Annotated in this window: 21 protein-coding genes; 11 read left to right on the forward strand and 10 right to left on the reverse strand. The window is 64.1% G+C overall.

Going from position 1 to position 19,673, the window contains the following annotated elements; genetic code table 11:
• Position 1: 1 nt before the first annotated feature.
• The 4 genes from FJ423_RS05735 to FJ423_RS05750 all read right to left on the reverse strand — a co-directional run bounded on the left by FJ423_RS05735 (position 2) and on the right by FJ423_RS05750 (position 4,164).
• Entirely contained in the window at positions 2–1,189 is a 1,188-nt protein-coding gene (locus tag FJ423_RS05735; protein WP_140839957.1) for a malate--CoA ligase subunit beta, read from the reverse strand.
• Between the two features lie 20 nt (positions 1,190–1,209).
• Positions 1,210–2,172 carry a CoA ester lyase gene (locus FJ423_RS05740; protein ID WP_140839960.1) on the reverse strand — a complete coding sequence of 321 codons (963 nt, stop codon included), beginning with the start codon at positions 2,170–2,172 and terminating at the stop codon, positions 1,210–1,212.
• A gap of 8 nt (positions 2,173–2,180) precedes the next feature.
• A complete protein-coding gene (locus FJ423_RS05745; RefSeq protein WP_140839962.1) occupies positions 2,181–3,371 on the reverse strand; it encodes an aminotransferase class V-fold PLP-dependent enzyme in 1,191 nt (396 codons plus the stop codon).
• 121 nt (positions 3,372–3,492) lie between these two features.
• Positions 3,493–4,164, reverse strand: coding sequence for a response regulator transcription factor (locus FJ423_RS05750; RefSeq protein ID WP_246680092.1), 672 nt, complete (start codon positions 4,162–4,164; stop codon positions 3,493–3,495).
• Positions 4,165–4,524: 360 nt separating this feature from the next.
• Here FJ423_RS05750 and mgtE point away from each other — a divergent pair, with 360 nt between their 5' ends.
• Together mgtE and FJ423_RS05760 are read left to right on the forward strand one after the other, a co-directional pair.
• On the forward strand, positions 4,525–5,943 hold the full coding sequence (gene mgtE, locus FJ423_RS05755; RefSeq protein ID WP_140839967.1) for a magnesium transporter: 1,419 nt from the start codon (positions 4,525–4,527) through the stop codon (positions 5,941–5,943).
• 142 nt (positions 5,944–6,085) lie between these two features.
• Positions 6,086–6,472: a MerR family DNA-binding transcriptional regulator gene (locus tag FJ423_RS05760; RefSeq protein WP_027168973.1), complete on the forward strand. Its 387-nt coding sequence runs from the start codon at positions 6,086–6,088 to the stop codon at positions 6,470–6,472.
• Between the two features lie 246 nt (positions 6,473–6,718).
• On the opposite strand, the gene FJ423_RS05765 is transcribed toward FJ423_RS05760, so the two are convergent.
• Positions 6,719–7,198 (reverse strand): isoprenylcysteine carboxylmethyltransferase family protein, encoded by a 480-nt coding sequence (locus FJ423_RS05765; protein WP_140839969.1) that lies wholly within the window; start codon positions 7,196–7,198, stop codon positions 6,719–6,721.
• The gene (locus tag FJ423_RS05770; RefSeq protein ID WP_140839971.1) at positions 7,195–8,196 is read right to left on the reverse strand and encodes a DUF1624 domain-containing protein; all 1,002 of its coding nucleotides are present in this window, start codon (positions 8,194–8,196) and stop codon (positions 7,195–7,197) included. The genes FJ423_RS05765 and FJ423_RS05770 overlap by 4 nt, the downstream gene beginning before the upstream one ends.
• 227 nt (positions 8,197–8,423) lie before the next feature.
• Between FJ423_RS05770 and FJ423_RS05775 the strand changes: the two genes are divergently transcribed.
• A complete protein-coding gene (locus FJ423_RS05775; RefSeq protein WP_140839973.1) occupies positions 8,424–9,623 on the forward strand; it encodes an MFS transporter in 1,200 nt (399 codons plus the stop codon).
• On the opposite strand, the gene FJ423_RS05780 is transcribed toward FJ423_RS05775, so the two are convergent.
• A complete protein-coding gene (locus tag FJ423_RS05780) occupies positions 9,592–10,776 on the reverse strand; it encodes an aromatic ring-hydroxylating dioxygenase subunit alpha (RefSeq protein ID WP_140839975.1) in 1,185 nt (394 codons plus the stop codon). The genes FJ423_RS05775 and FJ423_RS05780 overlap by 32 nt on opposite strands.
• Before the next feature lie 103 nt (positions 10,777–10,879).
• Here FJ423_RS05780 and FJ423_RS05785 point away from each other — a divergent pair, with 103 nt between their 5' ends.
• From FJ423_RS05785 to cobO, 3 genes are all read left to right on the forward strand, one after another.
• Positions 10,880–11,566: a gamma-glutamylcyclotransferase gene (locus FJ423_RS05785; protein WP_140839977.1), complete on the forward strand. Its 687-nt coding sequence runs from the start codon at positions 10,880–10,882 to the stop codon at positions 11,564–11,566.
• 129 nt (positions 11,567–11,695) lie between these two features.
• The gene (gene cobU / locus FJ423_RS05790) at positions 11,696–12,241 is read left to right on the forward strand and encodes a bifunctional adenosylcobinamide kinase/adenosylcobinamide-phosphate guanylyltransferase (protein ID WP_140839979.1); all 546 of its coding nucleotides are present in this window, start codon (positions 11,696–11,698) and stop codon (positions 12,239–12,241) included.
• A 1-nt stretch (position 12,242) separates the two neighbouring features.
• Positions 12,243–12,872, forward strand: a complete 630-nt coding sequence (gene cobO, locus FJ423_RS05795) for a cob(I)yrinic acid a,c-diamide adenosyltransferase (RefSeq protein ID WP_095764889.1) — start codon at positions 12,243–12,245, stop codon at positions 12,870–12,872.
• Here cobO and cbiB read toward each other — a convergent pair.
• Positions 12,869–13,858, reverse strand: coding sequence for an adenosylcobinamide-phosphate synthase CbiB (gene cbiB / locus FJ423_RS05800; protein WP_140839981.1), 990 nt, complete (start codon positions 13,856–13,858; stop codon positions 12,869–12,871). The two genes, cobO and cbiB, sit on opposite strands and share 4 nt — an antisense overlap.
• On the opposite strand from cbiB, the gene cobD reads away from it, so the two are divergent.
• Positions 13,857–14,912 (forward strand): threonine-phosphate decarboxylase CobD, encoded by a 1,056-nt coding sequence (cobD, locus tag FJ423_RS05805; protein ID WP_140839983.1) that lies wholly within the window; start codon positions 13,857–13,859, stop codon positions 14,910–14,912. The two genes, cbiB and cobD, sit on opposite strands and share 2 nt — an antisense overlap.
• Positions 14,909–15,418 (forward strand): tyrosine phosphatase family protein, encoded by a 510-nt coding sequence (locus FJ423_RS05810; RefSeq protein ID WP_140839985.1) that lies wholly within the window; start codon positions 14,909–14,911, stop codon positions 15,416–15,418. Before cobD ends, FJ423_RS05810 begins: the two co-directional genes overlap by 4 nt.
• Before the next feature lie 18 nt (positions 15,419–15,436).
• Here the strand turns inward: FJ423_RS05810 and FJ423_RS05815 are convergent, their stop codons facing one another.
• Complete coding sequence (locus FJ423_RS05815; RefSeq protein ID WP_140839987.1) at positions 15,437–16,234, reverse strand: creatininase family protein; 798 nt, start codon at positions 16,232–16,234, stop codon at positions 15,437–15,439.
• Positions 16,235–16,295: 61 nt separating this feature from the next.
• Entirely contained in the window at positions 16,296–16,679 is a 384-nt protein-coding gene (locus tag FJ423_RS05820) for a RidA family protein (protein WP_140839989.1), read from the reverse strand.
• 253 nt (positions 16,680–16,932) lie between these two features.
• Here FJ423_RS05820 and FJ423_RS05825 point away from each other — a divergent pair, with 253 nt between their 5' ends.
• From FJ423_RS05825 to FJ423_RS05835, 3 genes are read left to right on the forward strand one after another with little or no spacing between them, the layout of a single operon-like run.
• Positions 16,933–17,937, forward strand: coding sequence for an ABC transporter substrate-binding protein (locus FJ423_RS05825; RefSeq protein ID WP_140839991.1), 1,005 nt, complete (start codon positions 16,933–16,935; stop codon positions 17,935–17,937).
• Positions 17,938–17,952: 15 nt separating this feature from the next.
• Complete coding sequence (locus tag FJ423_RS05830; protein ID WP_140839993.1) at positions 17,953–18,774, forward strand: ABC transporter ATP-binding protein; 822 nt, start codon at positions 17,953–17,955, stop codon at positions 18,772–18,774.
• Complete coding sequence (locus tag FJ423_RS05835; RefSeq protein ID WP_140839995.1) at positions 18,761–19,612, forward strand: ABC transporter permease; 852 nt, start codon at positions 18,761–18,763, stop codon at positions 19,610–19,612. The genes FJ423_RS05830 and FJ423_RS05835 overlap by 14 nt, the downstream gene beginning before the upstream one ends.
• The last annotated feature ends 61 nt before the right edge of the window (positions 19,613–19,673 follow it).

The raw sequence follows: 19,673 nt of genomic DNA on the forward strand, positions 1-19,673 counted from the left end.
CTCAGGCTGCTTTTTTGTTCTTGGCGGCTTCGCGCCAGGCGGCGACGGCCTTTTCGGCGGCTTCGGCCAGCGTGTCGGCGACGATGACCTTCTCGCCGGAATCGGCCAGGATCTTGCGGCCTTCCTCGACCTTGGTGCCGGAAAGGCGCACCACTAGCGGCACGTCGACCCCGACCTCGCGGATCGCCTTGATGACGCCTTCGGCCACCCAGTCGCAGCGGTTGATGCCGGCGAAGATGTTGACCAGGATGGTCTCTACATTCTTGTCGCCGAGCACGGCGCGGAAGGACTTTGCCACACGCTCCGGCGAGGCGCCGCCGCCGATGTCGAGGAAATTGGCCGGCTCGCCACCGGCGATCTTGATCATGTCCATCGTCGCCATGGCGAGGCCAGCACCGTTGATGATGCAGCCGATATTGCCCTCGAGCCCGACATAGGAGAGGCCGCGGTCGCTGGCGAAAGTCTCGCGCGGATCTTCCTGGCTCTTGTCGCGCAGCTCGGAAATCTCCGGCCGGCGAAACAGCGCGTTCTCGTCGAACGACATTTTTGCGTCGAGCGCGACCAGGCTGCCGTCGCGCGTCACCACCAGCGGGTTGATCTCCAGCATCGAGGCGTCGTAGTCGCGGAACACCTGGTAGCAGCCGAGGATGGTTTCGGTCGCCTTGCCGATCAGGTTGCTTTCGAGGCCTAGTCCAAAGGCGATCTCGCGCGCCTGGAAGCCTTGCATGCCGACGCCCGGATCGACGGTGGCGCGGATGATGGAGTCCGGCTTCTTTTCGGAGATGTCCTCGATCTCCATGCCGCCGGCGGCCGACGCCACGATCATGACGCGCTCTTCCTTGCGGTCGAGGACGAAGCCGAGATAGAGTTCCTGCGCGATGTCGACCGCTTCCTCGAGATAAAGGCGCGAAATCAGCTTGCCGCGCGGGCCGGTCTGCTGGGTCACCAGCTTGCGCCCGAGCATGGCTTCTGCCGCGTTGGAGATCTCCTCGTCGTTCGAACAGAGTTTTATCCCGCCGGCCTTGCCGCGCGCGCCGGAGTGAACCTGCGCCTTCAGCACCCATTTGGCGCCGCCGATCTCCCGGGCACGGTAGGTCGCCTGTTCGGGGCTGTAGGCGAGGCCGCCGCGCGGCACATGCACGCCGTGGCGGGCAAGCAGTTCCTTGGCCTGGTATTCGTGGATGTCCATCATGTCCTCCCGGTAATTTTTTAGCGCGCCGCGCTATGCGCCTGGCCGGCGCGCTCGATCGCCTCGCTCACCACCAGCACGTTGCGCGCCATGCGCTCCGAAGCCGCGTCGATCATCTTGCCGTCGAGCGCCGCCGCGCCCTTGCCGAGCGCCTCGGCTTCCTTCAGCACTTCGAGGATACGCCTGGCCCGTGTGACTTCTTTCTCCGGCGGCGAGAACACATCGTTGGCCAGGGCGATCTGCGAAGGGTGGATCGCCCATTTGCCTTCGATGCCAAGGGCCGCGGCGCGCCTGGCGGCCGCGTTGTAGCCTTCCGGGTCGGAGAAATCGCCGAACGGCCCGTCAATGGCGCGCAGGCCATAGGCACGGCATGCGACCGTCATGCGCGACAAAGCGAAATGCCATTGGTCGCCGGGATAATCGGGGTTGAGCCCGCCGATGTTGACCGTGCGCGCCTTGTTGGACGCGGCATAGTCGGCGACGCCGAAATGCATGGCTTCCAGCCGGCCCGGCGTGGCGGCGATCGCCTCGACATTGGCCATGCCAAGCGCCGTCTCGATCAATGCCTCGAGGCCGACACGGGTCTTGAAGCCCTTGGCCATCTCGATCTGATTGACCATGGCCTCGACCATATAGAGGTCGGCCGGCACGCCGACCTTCGGCACCAGGATCGTGTCCAGCCGGTCGCCGGCCTGCTCCATGACGTCGACGACGTCGCGGTACATGTAATGCGTGTCGAGCCCATTGATGCGCACCGAGACGGTCTTGCCCTTGGCGCGCCAGTCGATGTCGTTCAGCGCCTGGATGATGTTCTTGCGGGCGCGTTCCTTGTCGGGCGGCGCCACCGCATCCTCGATGTCGAGGAAGACGAAGTCGGCGGCGCTGTTGGCCGCCTTGTCGATCATCTCCGGGCTGGAGCCCGGCACCGCGAGCTCGCTGCGCTGCAGCCTCAGCTTCTTCAGATGGTTGATGGTGTGGCTCATGGTACCCCTCACGCCGCTCTGGCGACCGGCACGTCGGCCGTGCGGCGGAAATGCTCGATCGCCGCCGCCACGCCCGAGCCGGGCGCCAGGCGCACGCCGCAATCGAGCAGCGCCATTTCGGCGGCCGACAGCGAGGCGCAGACCATAACCTCGTTCAGCCAGCCAAGATGGCCGATGCGGAAGACTTTTCCGAACACCTTGTTCAAGCCGCCGCCGAGGGAGGTGTTGTATTGTTGGTAGGCGCGCTTGACGACATTGGCGCTGTCGATGCCTTCCGGCACCAGGATGGCGCTGACCGTTTCGGAGTGCCATTGCGGTGTCTTGGCGCAGAGCTTCAGGCCCCAGGCGTCGACGGCCTTGCGCACGCCCTCGGCCAGGCGATGGTGGCGGGCGAAGATGTTTTCCAACCCTTCCTCGGCAATCAGATCGAGCGAAGCGCGCAGGCCGCGCAGCAACTGGGTGGCCGGCGTATAGGGGAAATAGCCCGCGTCATTGGCGCGGATCATGTCCTCGAAGGAAAAGTAGCAGTGCCGGTGTGTCGCCACCCGCGAAGCGGCAAGCGCCTTCTTGCTGACCGACAGGAAGCCGAGGCCGGCCGGCAGCATGAAGCCTTTCTGCGAACCGCTGACGGCGCAGTCGACGCCCCATTCCTCCTGGCGGAAGTCGATCGAGCCGATCGAGGAAACGCCGTCGACGAAGAGAAGGGCAGGATGGTTCGCCGCGTCGAGCGCGGCGCGGCAGCCGGCGACGTCGCTGGTGACGCCGGTCGCGGTCTCGTTCTGGGTGCAGAAGACAGCCTTGATGCGGTGCGCCTTGTCGGCCCGAAGCTTCTCGGCATAGAGCTCGAGCGGGACGCCAGTGCCCCATTCGCAATCGATGACATCGACATCGAAGCCGAGCCGCTCGGCCATGTCGACCCACAGATGCGAGAATTGGCCGAAGCGCGACATCAACACCCTGTCGCCGGGGCTGAGCACATTGGTCATCGCCGCTTCCCAGGCGCCGGTGCCCGAGGAGGGGTAGATGAAGACGCGGCCGGTGTCGTTCTTAAAGACCTTTTTGATGTCCTCGAACAGCGGTAGCGTCAGGTTGGGGAAGGAGGAGGCGCGCATATCCTCCATCGGCAGGTTCATGGCTTGCCGGACCTGTTCCGGAATGTTGGTGGGTCCTGGGATAAAGAGATGGGTAAACCCAGCCATGCGCGAAACTCCTCCGATCGTTGGGATATTGGAGGCAGTTTCGTTTCGATGAGGCCTTGCAACAACACCTTGCCGGGTAAGTTGTTTGCCCTTGAGGGTGGGATGATCCTACCCGGTTGGCCTACCCCATAGGTGATTTGGAGGTGCGGCGTTTCTCGCTCGAATAGAGCGCGACGGCCATGGCGCGGTTGCGGACGTCCAGCTTGTCGTAGAGATTCTTCAGGTGATACTTCACCGTGTTCTCGGAAATCCCGGTCCGCGTCGCGATCTGCAAATTGGTCCAGCCGTCGGAAAGCACCGCCAGCAACTCGCGCTCGCGCACGGTGAGCCTGGACAACGGCGTGTCGTTGACCTTGTTGATGTCGATATAGGGAATGCAGATACGCCCGTGGGCGACCGCCAGGATCGTCTCGAAGATCACCGGCGGATCGTCGAACTGGAAGCAGTAGCCTTGAGCGCCCAGGCGCACGCATTGCTTCAGGATGCCAATGTCGTGGTCGTTGGAGAAGATCGCGATACGCACGCCAAGCTCGCGGCTCTGGACTTCCGTAAGCACATCGGCGCCGTCCATGTCGGCCAGCTTCCAGCCGACGACGGCGACATCGAATTGCGTGACGGCGGCCAGTTCCAGGAATTGCGCGCCGCTGTGCACGACACCGAGTAGATCGAAGCGGCCGTCGCATTCCAGCATCTCGCGCAGCGCCGATACGACGAAAGGATTGCGTTCGGCGACGACCACGCGAACGCGCCGCTCGGCATTGCCCTCGTTCGTCTTTGCGGACTTGATGTTCAAGGCCAGCGTTTGTCCTCGGAGCATTTGGCGATGCGCTGATCCTGCTGGATCATGCATCATGACAATTCTGCCTCAATAGGGAAGGGGTGCTCTTTCCCCAGCGACATGCGCTGTCGCGCCCGCTGAAGCGTTGTCATACCCGCGACGCGGGCGCTCCACGCTACTTCCGGGAGGTTGCGAGGCGAAGGCGACCGTCACATTTCTTTGGCTATTCCATGCGCTAGAGCGACATCTTTCCAAGACGAATCCTGTTGCCGCGCTATCTGCCGCACAGCGTTTGGATTTCCCGAAAAGCGGTTTCCCCTTTTCGGGATCATGCACTAGACCTCGTTTGGGGATTCCTCGTTGCGGGAGGCGCTGGTGGAAGGCCAGGACACACAGACGACCGGCGCCGCGCCCGCCGAGGAGCGCCACGCCGACATCTATGGCGAGGATGGCGCTGTTCGCGCCTCCTTCCTTGCCCAGATCGGCGCGGCGATTGCCGACCGCGACACGATCACCCTTAAGCGCGAGGTCGACGACCTGCACCAGTCGGAGCTCGGCGACGTGCTGGAGGCGCTTCATCCCGAACAGCGCCGGGCTTTGGTCGAACTGCTCGGCTCCGATTTCGACTTCTCCGCGCTGACCGAAGTCGATGAAGCGATCCGCCTCGACATCGTCGACAATCTGCCCAACGCGCAGATCGCGCAGGCGGTGCAGGAGCTCGATTCCGACGACGCCGTCTACATCCTCGAGGACCTTGAGAAGGAAGACCAGGACGAGATCCTGTCGCAACTACCTTTCACCGAGCGCATCAGGCTCAGGCGCGCGCTCGACTATCCGGAAGAGACCGCCGGCCGGCGCATGCAGACCGAGTTCGTCGCCGTGCCTCCGTTCTGGACGATCGGCCAGACCATCGACTACATGCGCGAGGACAGAAACCTGCCCGAGCGTTTCAGCCAGATCTTCGTCATCGACCCGAGCTTCAAGCTGCTCGGCGCCATCGATCTCGACCAGATCCTGCGCAACAAGCGCGCGGTCAAGGTCGAGGATGTCATGCATGAGACACTGCATGCGATCTCGGCCACCATGGACCAGGAAGAGGCGGCACGCGAGTTCGAGCAGTACAATTTGCTCTCCGCCGCCGTGGTCGACGAGAACGGGCGGCTGGTCGGCGTGCTGACCATCGACGACGTGGTCGACGTCATCCAGGAAGAGGCGGAAGAGGACCTTTTGCGCATGGGCGGGGTCGGCGACGAGGAACTGTCCGACACGGTGCTCGCCACCTCGCGCTCGCGCGTGCCCTGGCTGCTGGTCAATCTTGTGACCGCCTTCCTCGCGGCTTCGGTCATCGGCCTGTTCGACCGCACCATCGAGCATGTGGTGGCGCTGGCGGTGCTGATGCCGATCGTCGCCGGCATGGGCGGCAATGCCGGCTCGCAGACCATGACCGTCACCGTGCGCGCGCTGGCGACCAGGGACCTCGATATCTATAACGCCGCCCGCATCATCCGCCGCGAGGTCGGTGTCGGTTTCATCAACGGTGTGGTGTTTGCCGTGCTTATCGGCATGGTCGCCGGTTTCTGGTTCCGCGATCCCAATCTGGGCGGCATCATCGCGGCGGCGATGATCATCAACATGTTCGCGGCCGCCTTGGCAGGGATTCTCATCCCCCTGCTGCTTGACCGTTTCAAGATCGACCCGGCCGTGGCCTCCGCCGTCTTCGTCACCACCGTCACCGACGTCGTCGGCTTCTTTGCTTTCCTTGGCTTGGCTACCTGGTGGTTCAGCATTCGCTAAAGCAAGAGGCGCCGTTAATTGACTTTTACGTAAATGCCGTGCGAGGGTTGCCGCGGGGTCACGTGCCGATTCCGGCGCTGGATGGGTATCATCGGAGGGAAGGGCGACGCTTCAAGCGCGATGCCCGGGCTTGGGAGCGGGAATGCGGGAATATTACACGATCACCGAGCTGACGCGCGAGTTCGACGTGTCGACGCGAACATTGCGTTTTTACGAGGACGAGGGGCTGGTGCAGCCGGTAAGGCGCGGCCGCACGCGGCTGTTTCGGCCGTCGGACCGGCATCTCATCCGCCAGATCATGCGGGGGAAAAGGCTCGGCTTCTCGATCAACGAGATCCGCGAGATCATTCAGATGTACAAGGAGCCGCCCGGCGAGGTCGGCCAGCTCAAGCTGATGATCAAGCGCATCGAGGAAAAGCGCGAGGACCTGCGCCAGAAGCGGCGCGACCTGGAAGAGACGCTGGCCGAGCTGGACCAGGCCGAGGAGTCCTGCGTGGAGCGGCTGGCCGAGCTGGGCGTGAATACGTAGGGAGTCGAACGAATATTGGCGATTGGCCTGAGCCTCTGAATTTCGTCATCCTAGGCGGAGCAAGGAGCGTAGCGACGCGCGCAGACCCTAGGATCCATGCCGTGGCGCTAAGGCGTCGCAACGATTACAGAATTCTGCACCGTTGCACCTTACGTCATAGGTCACGGAATGGATCCTCGGGTCAAGCCCGAGGATGACGACGTCCGGAACGCTTAGGCTAATCGCAGGCCACTCAGGAAGCAGCCCTCAAATCCAACGCCGCACCCGCTTGGCATAATCGCGGTATTTCTTGCCGAACTTCTCCGCCAGGATCTTTTCTTCCTTCTCGATCGCCAGTTTCTGCGTCGCGAAGGCGGCGAGGAAGGCAAAGAGCAGGAACCAGGCGATGCCGGTGATGAAGGCGACGCCGATCAGCAGCAGCGTGTTGGCGAGATACATCGGATTGCGGGTGATGCCGAAGGGGCCCGACGTCACCAGATGATCGGGCTCGGCGTTGGGGTCGAATGTCGTCTTGGCCCGCATCATGACACGGATGGCCGTGACCCAGAGCATGGCGACGCCGAACAGCGCCACCCAGCCGACGCCGAACAGGAGATCGCCGAGAATGTCGCCGATCCAGGGCAGTGGGTAGAGCATGCCGAGGACGATGCTCGCCGCAATCGCCGCGACATAGATCACCGGCGGCCAGGGAATGATCCCGTGTCTGGGCTTTGTGATGCCCGTCATTGCTGCCCTCCCTCCATCTGGTCCTGCGTCGCGGCGGTGCAGGTCTCCGCCATGTCGGCCAAATGCGATTTCCAGACGCTGGACTGATCGTTGGCGTAAAGCTTGTCGAGCGACCCTTCGCCCTTCAGCGTGTCCAGCATGCAGCCACAATAGCTCGTACAGAACTTGCTGTCCCGCTGTTGTTCGCACTGCGCCTGGCAAGCAGGCAGGAAGCCGGCCTCCCTATCCTGAGGGGCGGCGGGCATGACCTGCGAGAACAGCCACACCGAGCCGAACAGAAGCGGCTGGTGGATGAGGTAGAAGGCGAGGCTGTGCCGGCCGATGAAGGTCAGCGGCTTAGACCAGCGGCCGGGCAGCCAGCTTCCCAGACGGGCGAGCAAGCCCGATGCGGAAGCGAGCTTCACCGTGGCGATGCCCGCAAGCACCGCGCCGAACCACGGGAAGAGCGGCACGTAGTCGTTGGAACGCGGGTTGGTGGCGGAAAGGCCCACCCACCACAGCGCCGGATGGTCGAAGAACTCCGACCGCAGATAGTAAGGGGCGGCAATGACCGCCGCGGCGATGATCGCCGTTACCGGCCAGGGCAGCCTTAGAAAGGCGAGGCCGAGCAGGCTCGCAAGCGCGATCTCATGCAGGATGCCGAAGAAGATGAACCCGTCGGGCGTGACGATGTAGGTGACTGCCGAGATGGCGGCCGCTGCGATGGCCACCATGGCAAACCGCTTCCAGAAGCCTGGCCAACGGATCTGACGGCCGTGGGCGAGGAAGAGGCTGACGCCGACCAGAAACAGGAAAGTCGAGGCAATGCAGCGCGCGTAGAATTTCCACCAGCCGAAGGCGGTGAGGGCGGGCGCGGTGTAGCCGAAGTTTTCGAGGTCCCAGGTGAAGTGGTAGCTCGCCATCGCGATCAGCGCGATGCCGCGCAGGATGTCGATGGCCTGGATGCGGCCGTGCTTTGGCGCGTCCTGAACAAGGCCGCTCGTCGTTTGAAGGCTCATCATCTCGATCCGATTCAGTCCTGCCAAACGACTATCACGGTTCAAGTGGACGACAGAAGCAGGCGGCCATCAATGCGGTTCATGGCAGCCATGAAATTGCGCTTTAGGCCAGAGCTGGAAAGCCTTTGGCAAGCTTCGCTTTTCGGCCCCTCGGAGTCGGTTTCCTGCTACTGGCCGGCAGCTGGCCCGGCCAGATTCGGGCGCGGGATTCACGTTTCGGAGGGCCGATGTCCACCCATGTGCGCCATCCGATCTGGCTTCCGGCCCTGCGGCCGGCGGACGCGCGCACCTTCGCCTCGCTCTATGCGGTTGAATCCTTCGCCCGCGCCACGATCTCCAGCGTGATCCCGATCCAGGCCTACGAGATCCTGCACAATGAGCGGATCGTCTCGATCCTCTACACGATCGTGTCCCTGATGGGCCTTTCGGTCACGCTGTTCATGCCGGTGCTCATCCGCCGCTTCGCGCGGCGCTGGGTCTACACGGCCGGCTGCGTGCTGCTGGCGCTCGGCTCCGCCTTCTTCATCACCCACACGTTGCCCGGCCAGATTGCCGGCATGCTGTGCCGGGTCATGGGGGCGAGCGCGCTGTCGATCACGCTCAACCTCTACATCATGGATCACATCCGCAAGACCGACTTCATGCAAGCAGAATCGCTGCGCATGGCGTGGTCGATGTTCGCCTGGACCGGCGGGCCGACGCTCGGCATCTTCCTCTACACCCATTTCGGCATCTATGCCGCGCATGGCGCGGTCGTGGTGTTTGCGTTGGCGCTGCTTTGCCTGTTCTGGTTCTACCGGCTGAGCGACAACCAGTCGATCCGGCCCGGCAAGTCGCGTCCTGCCAATCCGCTCGCCAATATCGGCCGCTTCGTGAAACAGCCAAGGCTCAGGCTTGCCTGGCTGATCGCCTTCGGCCGCTCCTGCTTCTGGACGACGTTCTTCGTCTACGGCCCGCTGTTCATGGTGATCACCGGCCAGGGCGAGCTCGCCGGCGGCTTGCTGGTTTCGGCCGGCAACGCGCTCCTGTTCGCGGCGATCTTCTGGGGCAGGGCCGGCAAGCGCTTCGGTGGACGGCGGGTCATGACCTTCGCCTATTTCGCCATGTCGGCCATGTTGTTTGCCGCGGGCGGAATCGGCGAGGCGGCGCCGTTGCTCACCGGCGCGCTGCTGCTTTGCGGCGCCTTGTTCACCATCGCGCTCGATGCGCTCGGCTCGACCGCGTTCATGCGCTCGGTGCGCGCTTACGAGAAGGCGCAGATGGCGGCGGTCTACCGCACCTATCTCGATTTCTCCGAGCTGACGCCGCCGCTCGTCTATTCGGTGGTGCTCGCCTTCTTCGGCCTGGGCTCGGTGTTCGTCACGCTCGGCATCCTGGCCGCCTTCTGCGGCTTCGTCACCTGGCGCTACCTGCCGAAGGCGTTCTGAAGGCCGCGTGACGACCGCGCACCCAATCGTGGAAGCGGTGCAGGTCGTATTCTTCCGGCATCAGCACGCCCGCCTGATGGCGCATCGAGCGCAGCCCCTTCTGGTTGACCTCGCAGATCGCGGCGTCTTCTTCGAGCACCTGGGTGCCGAAGGCGACGATGTTTTCGACATCGGTCTCAGCTTCCGGGGCGAACAGCCATTCGGCGGTGAGCTCGGTCTGCTCGGGACCGAGCGGGGCCAGCCGCACGGTGCGCATGTAATCGACATGGCCGACGATGAACATCGACGGCAGCGAGGTGGCGTAGGTCTGGCCGGCGGCGCGTTCGGCCGGCGTCAGGCCGGAAAAGACCGGGCCATGGACATGGCCGTCCTTCGACCAGGTTTCGGCGCCGGGGCGCAACCGGCCGGAGAATTCCGGCGCGTCATTGTCGGCGTGGCGCGCCCATTCGGGATCGTCATGCCTGGCCATCAGCCCGCGGCCGTAGATCGGCACCAGTCGCGACAAGTCCTTATGCACGCCCGGGCAGTGCAGGCATTCGTTGAAGTTCTCCCAGAAGACCTTCCAATTGCAGTTCATCACCTTGGTGAGCCGGTGACCGGTGACGAGCGTCTCCAGCGGCCAGTTGGAAAGATCGCCGGAGGCGCGGTCAAAGGCGCTTTCCGCCGAACCGTCGGGATGCTCGGCGAGATTGACGAAGACGAAACCGCGCCACACCGAGAGCGCCACGCGGTAGAGCGGATAATCGGCCTTGTCGAAGCCCTCGGGCAGCGATTTCGACGGCACACGCACGAGATCGCCGCGCAGCGAATAGGACCATGCGTGGTAGGGGCAGGTGAGCAGCCTGGCCTTCAGCCGCCCCGCGCTTTCCTGGCAAAGCTGCGAGCCGCGATGCCGGCAGGTGTTGTGGAAGGCGCGCAAGGCGCCGGTCTCGTCACGCAGCACGACGATCTCCTGGGTGCCGATGCGCACCGTGCGGAAGGCGAGGGGTTCCGCGAGATCGGCCTCGCGGCAGACCATCAGCCAGCTTCGGTACCAGATGGCGTCCAGATCGCGACGATACTCGTCGGCGCCCCAATAGGAGGCGGACGGCAAGGTCGGCTGTAGACTGGTCAGGCCGTTGTAAGACGCGCGTTCGCTCGGATCGGGCTGCATCGGCTTCTCCGTGGCTGCCAGCAGCCGACACCCGGGCCAAGGAGTTGTCAACCGCGAGGCGCCCGCATAGTTTCGGTCGCGCAGGAACCTTAAGGTCGCGCGCATGCTGCCAAGAACCATGTCGCTTACCGAGGAACTGGTCGCTCGCTGCTTCCGCGCGGTCGAGGATGCGGGACCGGATCCCGATGCGGCGCATCTGGATGACAGCGACTATGCCGCGATGACGCGTGAGCTGGAGGCTCAACTCCTGGCCAACGAACCGCTCTGGCTGTTTGGCTACGGCTCTCTGATCTGGAAGCCTGAGATCGAGCATATCGAGGAGCGCGTGGCGCTGCTGCGCGGCTGGCACAGATCCTTTTGCATGAACATGACGCGCTGGCGCGGCACCAAGGAAAGTCCGGGCCTGATGATGGCGCTGGACCGTGGCGGACAATGCGAGGGCGTCGCCTTTCGGCTCGGCGACGGCGACAGGCGCGAGCAACTCGACAAGATCCTGCGGCGAGAGGTGACACTGAAGCCGACCAGCTATCATCCGCGCCTGCTCGATATGACGAGCGATGGCGGCCCGCTGCGGGCGCTGGCCTTCGTCATCAACCGCCAGGGCACCACCTATGCCGGTCCATTAAGCGAGGAAGCGGTTGCCGAAAGGCTGGCGACCTCCTGCGGCCATTGGGGGTCGGGCGCCGACTATCTCTACAACACGGTGAAGAATCTCGAGCAGCGCGGCATCCACGATACGCATTTGTGGCGGCTTCAGCAGCTGGTCGCGGCGCGGATTGCCGGCTCGTAGCACCGCAAGTCGCGCCGCAATCGCGCCGGGCGGTGCCGAAATTGGGTTTGCCGGTGGTTGCGCTTCTGCCTAAGGTTCGCGCACCGTCGGCCTCTGGGCCGCAACACGATTCCAACCTGGAAGGCAAGAATGACCGGCGCGACAGCCGCGAGCGGCAATAGAGCTTCCGATGGGAAGCTGACCTTCATCCTGGGCGGTGCCCGTTCGGGCAAGAGCACGCATGCCGAGGCGCTGACAACCGCCCATCCATCGCCCTGGACCTACATTGCCACGGCGCAGGCTTATGACGACGAGATGCGCGAGCGCATCGCGCTGCATCGGTCGCGGCGCGGCGAAGGCTGGGTCACCGTCGATGCGCCGCTCGATCTGGTTGGCGCCATCGAGGCTTTGCCGACCCACCAACCTGTGCTGATCGATTGCCTGACATTATGGCTCACCAACCACATGCTGGCCGAACATGACATCGAGGCCGAATGCCGGCGGCTCAAGGATGCTCTGTCGCGGCCGCGCGGGCCATGGTTCGTGGTCTCCAACGAAGTCGGATTGGGCATCGTGCCCGACAACGCGCTGGCGCGCCGGTTCCGCGACGCTGCGGGCCGGCTCAACCAGCAGGTGGCGGCCGCTGCCGACAGCGTTCTCATGATGGTGGCGGGATTGCCACTCAAGGTGAAGTGACATGGCCGAAATCGAAGACAAGACCATTGACGACAAGGACGCCGAGCGCCACCGCGCCAAGATGGCCAAGCGCAAGGCGGTGCAGGATGCCGAAGTGGCCGGCAAGACCGTCGAAAAGGGGCTGCTGATCGTCAACACCGGGCCGGGCAAGGGCAAGACCACGGCCGCCTTCGGCTTGGCGCTGAGAATGCTGGGCTATGGCAAGCGCGTCGGCGTCGTGCAGTTCATCAAAGGCAAATGGCATACCGGCGAGAAGGATGCTTTCGCGGCCTTCGGTGACCGTGTCGTCTGGCATGCGATGGGCGAGGGTTTTACCTGGGAGACGCAGGACCTGAAGCGCGACATCGCCGCCGCCGAAGCTGCCTGGGCCAAGGCGTTGGAGCTGATGGCCGATCCCTCGATGAGCCTCGTGGTGCTCGACGAGCTCAACATCGCGCTGCGCTACGACTATCTCGATCTGGAAAAGGTGGTCGCGGCGCTGAAGGCGCGCCGGGGCGACCTGCATGTGATCGTCACCGGCCGCAACGCCAAGCCGCTGCTTGTCGAGGCGGCCGATCTCGTCACCGAGATGGGGCTGACCAAGCACCATTTCGCCGCCGGCGTGAAGGCGCAGCAGGGAATTGAGTTTTAGCCGCTGATCAAAATGGTCAGGTAGATCACGATCGCCGAGACGACCGCGAACAGGCCGAGCAGCAGCCAGTCGGCTACGCGATAGAGCTTGAGCGCCTGGCGGATGTCGGTGCTTTCGGCCTCGCGGCGGCCGCCTTCGCCCATGAAGGCGTCCTCGACGACTTCGCCGCCATAGCTGCGCGGTCCGGCGAGGGACAGCCCCAGCGCGCCGGCCATCGCCGCCTCCGGCCAGCCGGCATTGGGCGAACGGTGCTTCCTCGCGTCGCGGCGCATGACATGCCAGGCGCCATGCGGATCGGCGCCCGGGACGAGAAAGGCCGCCAGCACGATGAGCAGGCCGGTCAGCCGCGATGCGGGCAGGTTGACCAGATCGTCGAAACGGGCGGCAGCACGGCCGAAGGCTTCGTATTTCGGCGTGCGGTGGCCGATCATCGAATCGGCGGTGTTGGCGGCCTTATAGGCAGCACCTCCGCCCAGTCCGCCGATGCCGGTCCAGAAGGCGGGCGCAACAATGCCGTCCGAAAAATTCTCGGCCAGGCTTTCGATCGCGGCACGCGCGACACCGCCCTTGTCGAGCTTTTCCGGATCGCGGCCGACAATGCGCGATACGGCGATGCGGCCGAGGGTCAGGCCGCCGGTCTCCAACGCATCGGCGACGTCCTCGACATGCTCCGCGAGGCTCTTCTGCGACAGCAGCGAGGAACCGAGGATGGCGGCGATGACGAGGCCCGTAGGGAACATCATCCAGAGCAGGACATGCAGCACCAAGCCGACCAGGCCGGGCACCAGCAGAATGACGAGCAGGGCCTGGACGCCGCGTCGGCGACGCAATTCGTCGGAATCCGTAGCGTGGTTGAGCCGGCGATCGAGAAAGGATATCAGCCTGCCGATCCAGGTGACCGGATGGCCGATGGCGCCGAACAGCCAGTCCGGGTAGCCGAGGGCGCGTTCGATGGCGAGTGATAGGAAAGCGATCAGGACGGACATGAAACTTCTAAGCGGAGCGATTGCAGCGGTTGATCATGGCGGCAGCCTTGGCCGGGCAAACGCGCTTTTTCCTCATGCGCCAAAACCTTTCGTGGACCTCTCGACAGGTATCAATCCGCACTCCTATCCGCTTTTCGACCTGCCCGCCACAGCGCTGTCCCGATTGCCGGAGGCAGGACAACTGCGCGAATTGGCCGAAATTGCGGCCAGGGCCTATGGCGCGCCGTCGGCGGCGCATGTGGCGGCGGCGCCCGGCACGCAGATTCTCCTGCCGCGCGTCGCTTCGCTGCTGCGGCCCGGCAAGGCGCTGGTGCTCGGCCCAACCTATGCCGAACATGCCCGGGCGGCGGCTATCGCCGGCCATGCGGTCGCGGAGGTCAGCGATTTCGACGCGCTGGCCGAGGCGGACCTTGCGGTGCTGGTCAATCCCAACAATCCGGACGGGCGGGTGATCGAAAAGGCGCGCCTGCTCAAGCTCGCGGCGCGACTTCGCGCCAAGGGCGGGCTGCTGGTCGTCGACGAGGCCTTCATGGATGTCGGCCCGACTGAGCAAAGCCTGGCCGGCGATGTCGGGCAGGGCGGCATCGTCGTGCTGCGCTCGTTCGGCAAGTTTTTCGGCCTCGCCGGTGTGAGACTCGGCTTTGCATTGGCGGATCCGCTGACGGCCGAGCGGCTGGATGCGCAGCTCGGGCCCTGGGCAGTCGCCGGCCCGGCGCTCGAATATGGCATCCGCGCCTTGTCGGATGCGGCGTGGCAGGCCGGTATGCGGCAACGCCTGGCGCAGGATGCCGGGCGGCTCGACGCGCTGCTTGGCCGATTCGATGTTCCGGTCGCCGGCGGCACCAGCCTGTTCCGCTATCTGTCGTTTCCCGAGGCCGCAGGCCTTTTTTCGGCACTTGGCTCGAGCGGCGTGCTGGTCCGCCATTTTGCCGAGCGGCCTCAAGTGCTGCGTGTCGGTTTGCCGGGCAATGAAGCGGAATGGCAACGCCTCGAAGGCGCCCTTGCCACATGGGCCGCGCGGCGCAAGGATGCGCCAAAGGAGTTCGGGCAATGATCCACGTCTGTTCGCTGTCGAAGGTCGACGAGGCCGTGGCAAGGACCGGTGCGCAGCGGTTGTTGTCGCTGCTCGCCGCAGGCACCGAAGTGGTCCGCCCGGCCTCGATCCTGGCGGAGAACCACTTGCATCTCGTCATGCACGACATCGCTGTCGCGCAGGAAGGCATGACGATGCCCGGCGAGGAGCATGTGCGGGCCTTGCTCGATTTCGCCTATCGCTGGGACCGGGTAAAGCCGCTGGTGGTGCATTGCTATGCCGGCGTCAGCCGCTCGACGGCGTCGGCCTACATCATCGCCGCGGCGCTGGCGCCCAAGCGTGACGAGATGGAGCTCGCCCGAACGCTGCGCTTTCTCTCGCCGACGGCTACGCCCAATCCACGGCTGATCGCTGTCGCCGACACGCTGCTTGAGCGCGACGGCCGCATGATCGCGGCGATCGAGGCGATCGGGCGCGGCGCCGACGCGTTCGAAGGGATACCCTTCGAACTGGGGATCGAAGCTTAAGTCAAAGCAGACCCGCCGCTACGACAGCCACTCGGCAAGCTTCGCCTTGCGCACATCCCGGACCAGGTTGATAAAGCCGTCGGCCTGCATTTCCGCCGTCAGCCGGCCCTTCTCGGCCGTGGCGATGGAGGCGTCGCCGACCACGCCGTTCGGATTGAGGTCGCTGGCGATCCAGGCGAAGGCATGCGTGCCGGTGTGGCGCAGCAGGGCGAATTCCTTTTCGGCGCGCCCGACATTGGAGACGAAATTCTCCGCCTTGCTCATGTCGACGAGGTCGGGCCGGAAGTGCAGCATCAGCGAGGTCTCGACATCGCCGCCATGGATGCCGTGACGGTCCTCGAGCTCGGTGTACATTCCGGCCGGGCGGCCGAAACGCTGCCAGCTCGTCTTCACCGACAGCATTTTGGCGCGCACGCGCAATTCGCGCGAAATGATGCCCATGATCTCTTCATTACCGCCATGCGAATTGACGATGATCAGCTTCCTCACCCCGGCGCGGGCGACCGACAGGCCAAGTTCGGTCCAGGCGTCGACCAAGGTGGTGGCGGGCAAGGTGAGCGTTCCCGGCGCATGCAGATGCTCGTTCGATTTGCCGACAGCCTGCACGGGTAGGATGCGGATGTCGAGATCGTCGGGCAGGCGCGCGATCACCGTCTCCAGCATGCCCATCATGATCGAGGTGTCGGTCGAGACCGGCAGATGCGGGCCATGCTGCTCGATCGCCGCGACCGGCAGCACGGCGATGGTCGCTTCGGCGTCGATCGAGGCGTATTCGGTCGTCCGGTAATCGCCCCACCACACGCGTCTTGTCGTCACTTTTCGTCTCCCGATTGGTCTGCTGTCCGGCCTGAGGTCTAGAGCCTATCCCCGGAAACAGCTAGCCCGCTGCCAGAACTTCGACCTCGACCTTGAATTCCGGGCGGGCGAAGCCGGAGACGATCATCAGCGTGGAGGCCGGCGCCGGATCGGAAAAGAGCCGATTGCGGACATCCATATAGGCCTGCAGGTGCTCGCGGCTGATGACGAAGGCGTTGATGCGCACGATGTCGTTCAAGGTCAGCCCGGCCTCGCTCAGAATCGCGGCGATGTTCTTGAAGCAGAGCTCGGCCTGCGCGCCGGCGTCCTCCGGCACGGCATCGTCGGGGCCGATTCCCAATTGACCCGAGCAGAGCACCAGGCGCTTTCCGGCCGGTATTTCGACGCCGTGGCTGTAGCGGGCGAAAGGCGGCTTGATCGACTTGGGGGCGAGGTATTTGAGCATGGCATTCTCCTGTCGGCCGACAGCCTAGTGGCGGATTCATGAAACATTCAAGATGCCGTGGACGCCGCCAGGAGCGATTATGGACAGGCGTCCAAAAAATAGGCACGATGCCTCGCGTACGGCATGACCCGTCCGGTCTCGGCAACGACTGCCGCACGAGCGGGCGGCCCTGGCGGTGGCATGTGTCTTGCTTCTTGAATCAATGGTGTCGAGCCCAGCGCGTTGCGCGCCGGAGCCAAGAGAGGGTGAGTTTATGATCGGACAAGGAAAGATCCTGGCGGGCGCCGTCGTCCTGCTGGCGGCGGGCACGCTGACTGCTGCCGCGAACGAGAGGGTGACGTTCGGCACCAACTGGCTGGCCGAGCCGGAGCATGGCGGCTACTACCAGGCGATCGCCGACGGCACCTATGCCGCCTGCGGCCTTGATGTCACCATCATGCAGGGCGGCCCGCAGGTCAGCGGCCGGCCGATGCTGCTAGCCGGCAAGATCGATTTCTATATGGGCGGCAATTTGCTTTCGGCCTTCGACGCCGTGCAGCAGGGCATTCCGATGCGTGTCGTCGCGTCCGACTTCCAGAAGGATCCGCAGGTCATCATGTCCCATCCGGGAGAGGGGCTGGACAAGTGGGAGGACCTCAAGAACGCCGACCAGTACATCATGGGCGACGAAGGCGCGCAGACCTTCTTCCAGTGGATGGTCACCGATCTCGGTTTCGATGCCGCCAAGCGCGTGCCCTATACATTCAATCCAGCGCCCTTCATCGCCAACAAGAAGTCGATCCAGCAGGGCTATGTGACGTCCGAGCCGTTTGCCGTGCAGAAGCAGGGCGGCTTCACGCCGAACCAGTTCCTGCTCGCCGACTATGGCTGGGATACGTATGCGACCACCATCGAGGTGATGCAGGATACGATCGACAAGCGGCCGGAGGTGGTCCAATGCTTTGTCGATGGCTCGGCCAAGGGCTGGTACAAATACCTCTATGGCGACAACAAGGCCGCCAACGAGATGATCAAGAAGGACAATCCGGACATGACGGATGAGCAGATCGCCTTCTCGATCGAGCAGATGAAGAAGTTCGGCGTTGTCGATTCGGGCGATTCGGAAAAGCTCGGCATCGGCGCCATGACCGAAGCCCGCATCCAGAGTTTTTACGACAAGATGGTCAAGGCCAAGGTCGCGCAGCCGGGCCTTGACATCAAGAAGGCTTACACGCTGGCCTTCATCAACAAGGGTGTCGGGCTGGAGCTGAAGAAGTAAGGCGGCCGGCCTGAGATGATCCAGGAAAAAGTGGCTGGGACGCCGGCGGCATCCGGGGAGGCCCCGATGCTGCTGGCATTGCGCAATGTCGGCAAGGTCTTTTCCAACGGCGTGACGGCGCTGAGCAAGGTCGACCTGGCGATCCGCGAAGGCGATTTCCTGAGCCTGCTCGGCCCCTCGGGCTGCGGCAAGTCGACCGCGCTCAGGTTGATCGCGGGTCTCTCGACGCCGACCTCCGGCCAGCTTGACTGGCGCGGCTCGATCGACCGCTCGAACATCGGCTTCGTCTTCCAGGAGCCGACGCTGCTGCCCTGGGCCAGCGTCTTCGACAATGTCTGGTTGCCGCTGAGGCTGAAGGGGGTGTCGCGCGCCAAGGCGGAACCCGCCGTGATGGAGGTGCTGTCGCGCGTCCATCTCACCGGCTTCGAGAACGCCGTGCCGCGCGAGCTTTCCGGTGGCATGAAGATGCGCGTCTCGATCGCGCGGGCCATGGTGACCAAGCCGCGCATCCTTCTGATGGACGAGCCTTTCGCGGCGCTCGACGAGATCACCCGCTTCAAGCTCAACAACGATCTTCTGGAGCTTTGGCAGGACGAGCGCTTCACCGTCGTCTTCGTCACCCACAGTGTGTTCGAAAGCGTGTTTCTGTCCAGCCGCGTCGTCGTCATGGCCGCGCGGCCGGGCCGCGTTTTCGGCGAACTCCCCATCAATGCGCCCTATCCTCGCGACGAAGCGTTCCGGACCTCGCCGGGCTACGCTGCGCTTTGCCGGCAGGCCTCGGGCGTGCTGGTCGACGCCATCAACTCAACCGCCGGATCGCAAAATGATGGCCATTGAAGACAATGTCCTGACGCTCGATCCGGAAGAGGCGCGCCGCGCCCGCCAGGAGCGGCTGGAGCGCATCGGCAAATGGGTGCTGCCGCTGGCGATCATGGTGCTGGCGATCGTGCTGTGGGACCGCATCTGCGTCTGGAACGAGATCCCGCAATATATCCTGCCGCGGCCGGCCGTGGTGCTGCAGACGCTGCACAACGATGCGGGGCTGCTCTTCTCCTCGCTGTTGGTGACGCTTAGGATCACCTTCCTCAGCTTGGCTCTCGCCGTGATCGGCGGCGTCGGACTGGCGGTGCTGTTTGCGCAGTCGAAATGGGTGGAGATGTCGTTCTTCCCCTTCGCCATCGTGCTACAGGTGACGCCGATCGTCGCCATCTTCCCGTTGATCAACATCTATGTGGACAACCAGACCGTCAAACTGCTGCTGTGCGCCTGGATCGTCGCCTTCTTTCCGATCCTCTCCAACACCACGCTTGGGCTGAATTCGGTCGACCGCAATCTGCGGGACCTGTTCAAGCTCAACGGCGCGACGCGCTGGCAGCAATTGCGCTATCTGCGGCTGCCGGCGGCGATGCCCTATTTCCTCGGCGGGCTGAAGATCGCCGGCGGCCTGTCGCTGATCGGCGCGGTGGTGGCGGAATTCGTCGCCGGCGCGCAGGGGCAGTCGTCCGGGCTTGCATCGCGAATCATCGAGGCCGGCTACCGGCTCAATGCTCCCAGGCTGTTCGCGGCGCTGATCCTGATCTCGCTCACCGGCATCCTTATCTTCCTGGTGCTGTCGCTGGTGTCGCATCTCATCCTGCGCCGCTGGCACGAGAGCGCGCTGAAACAGGAGCGGTAAGGTGCGCGACGTGATCGAGAATAGTGAGGCGCCGATTTGGGCACCAGCTCTGCATAAGACA

The sequence above is a fragment of the Mesorhizobium sp. B2-8-9 genome, assembly GCF_006439475.1.
Taxonomy (GTDB): Bacteria; Pseudomonadota; Alphaproteobacteria; order Rhizobiales; family Rhizobiaceae; genus Mesorhizobium.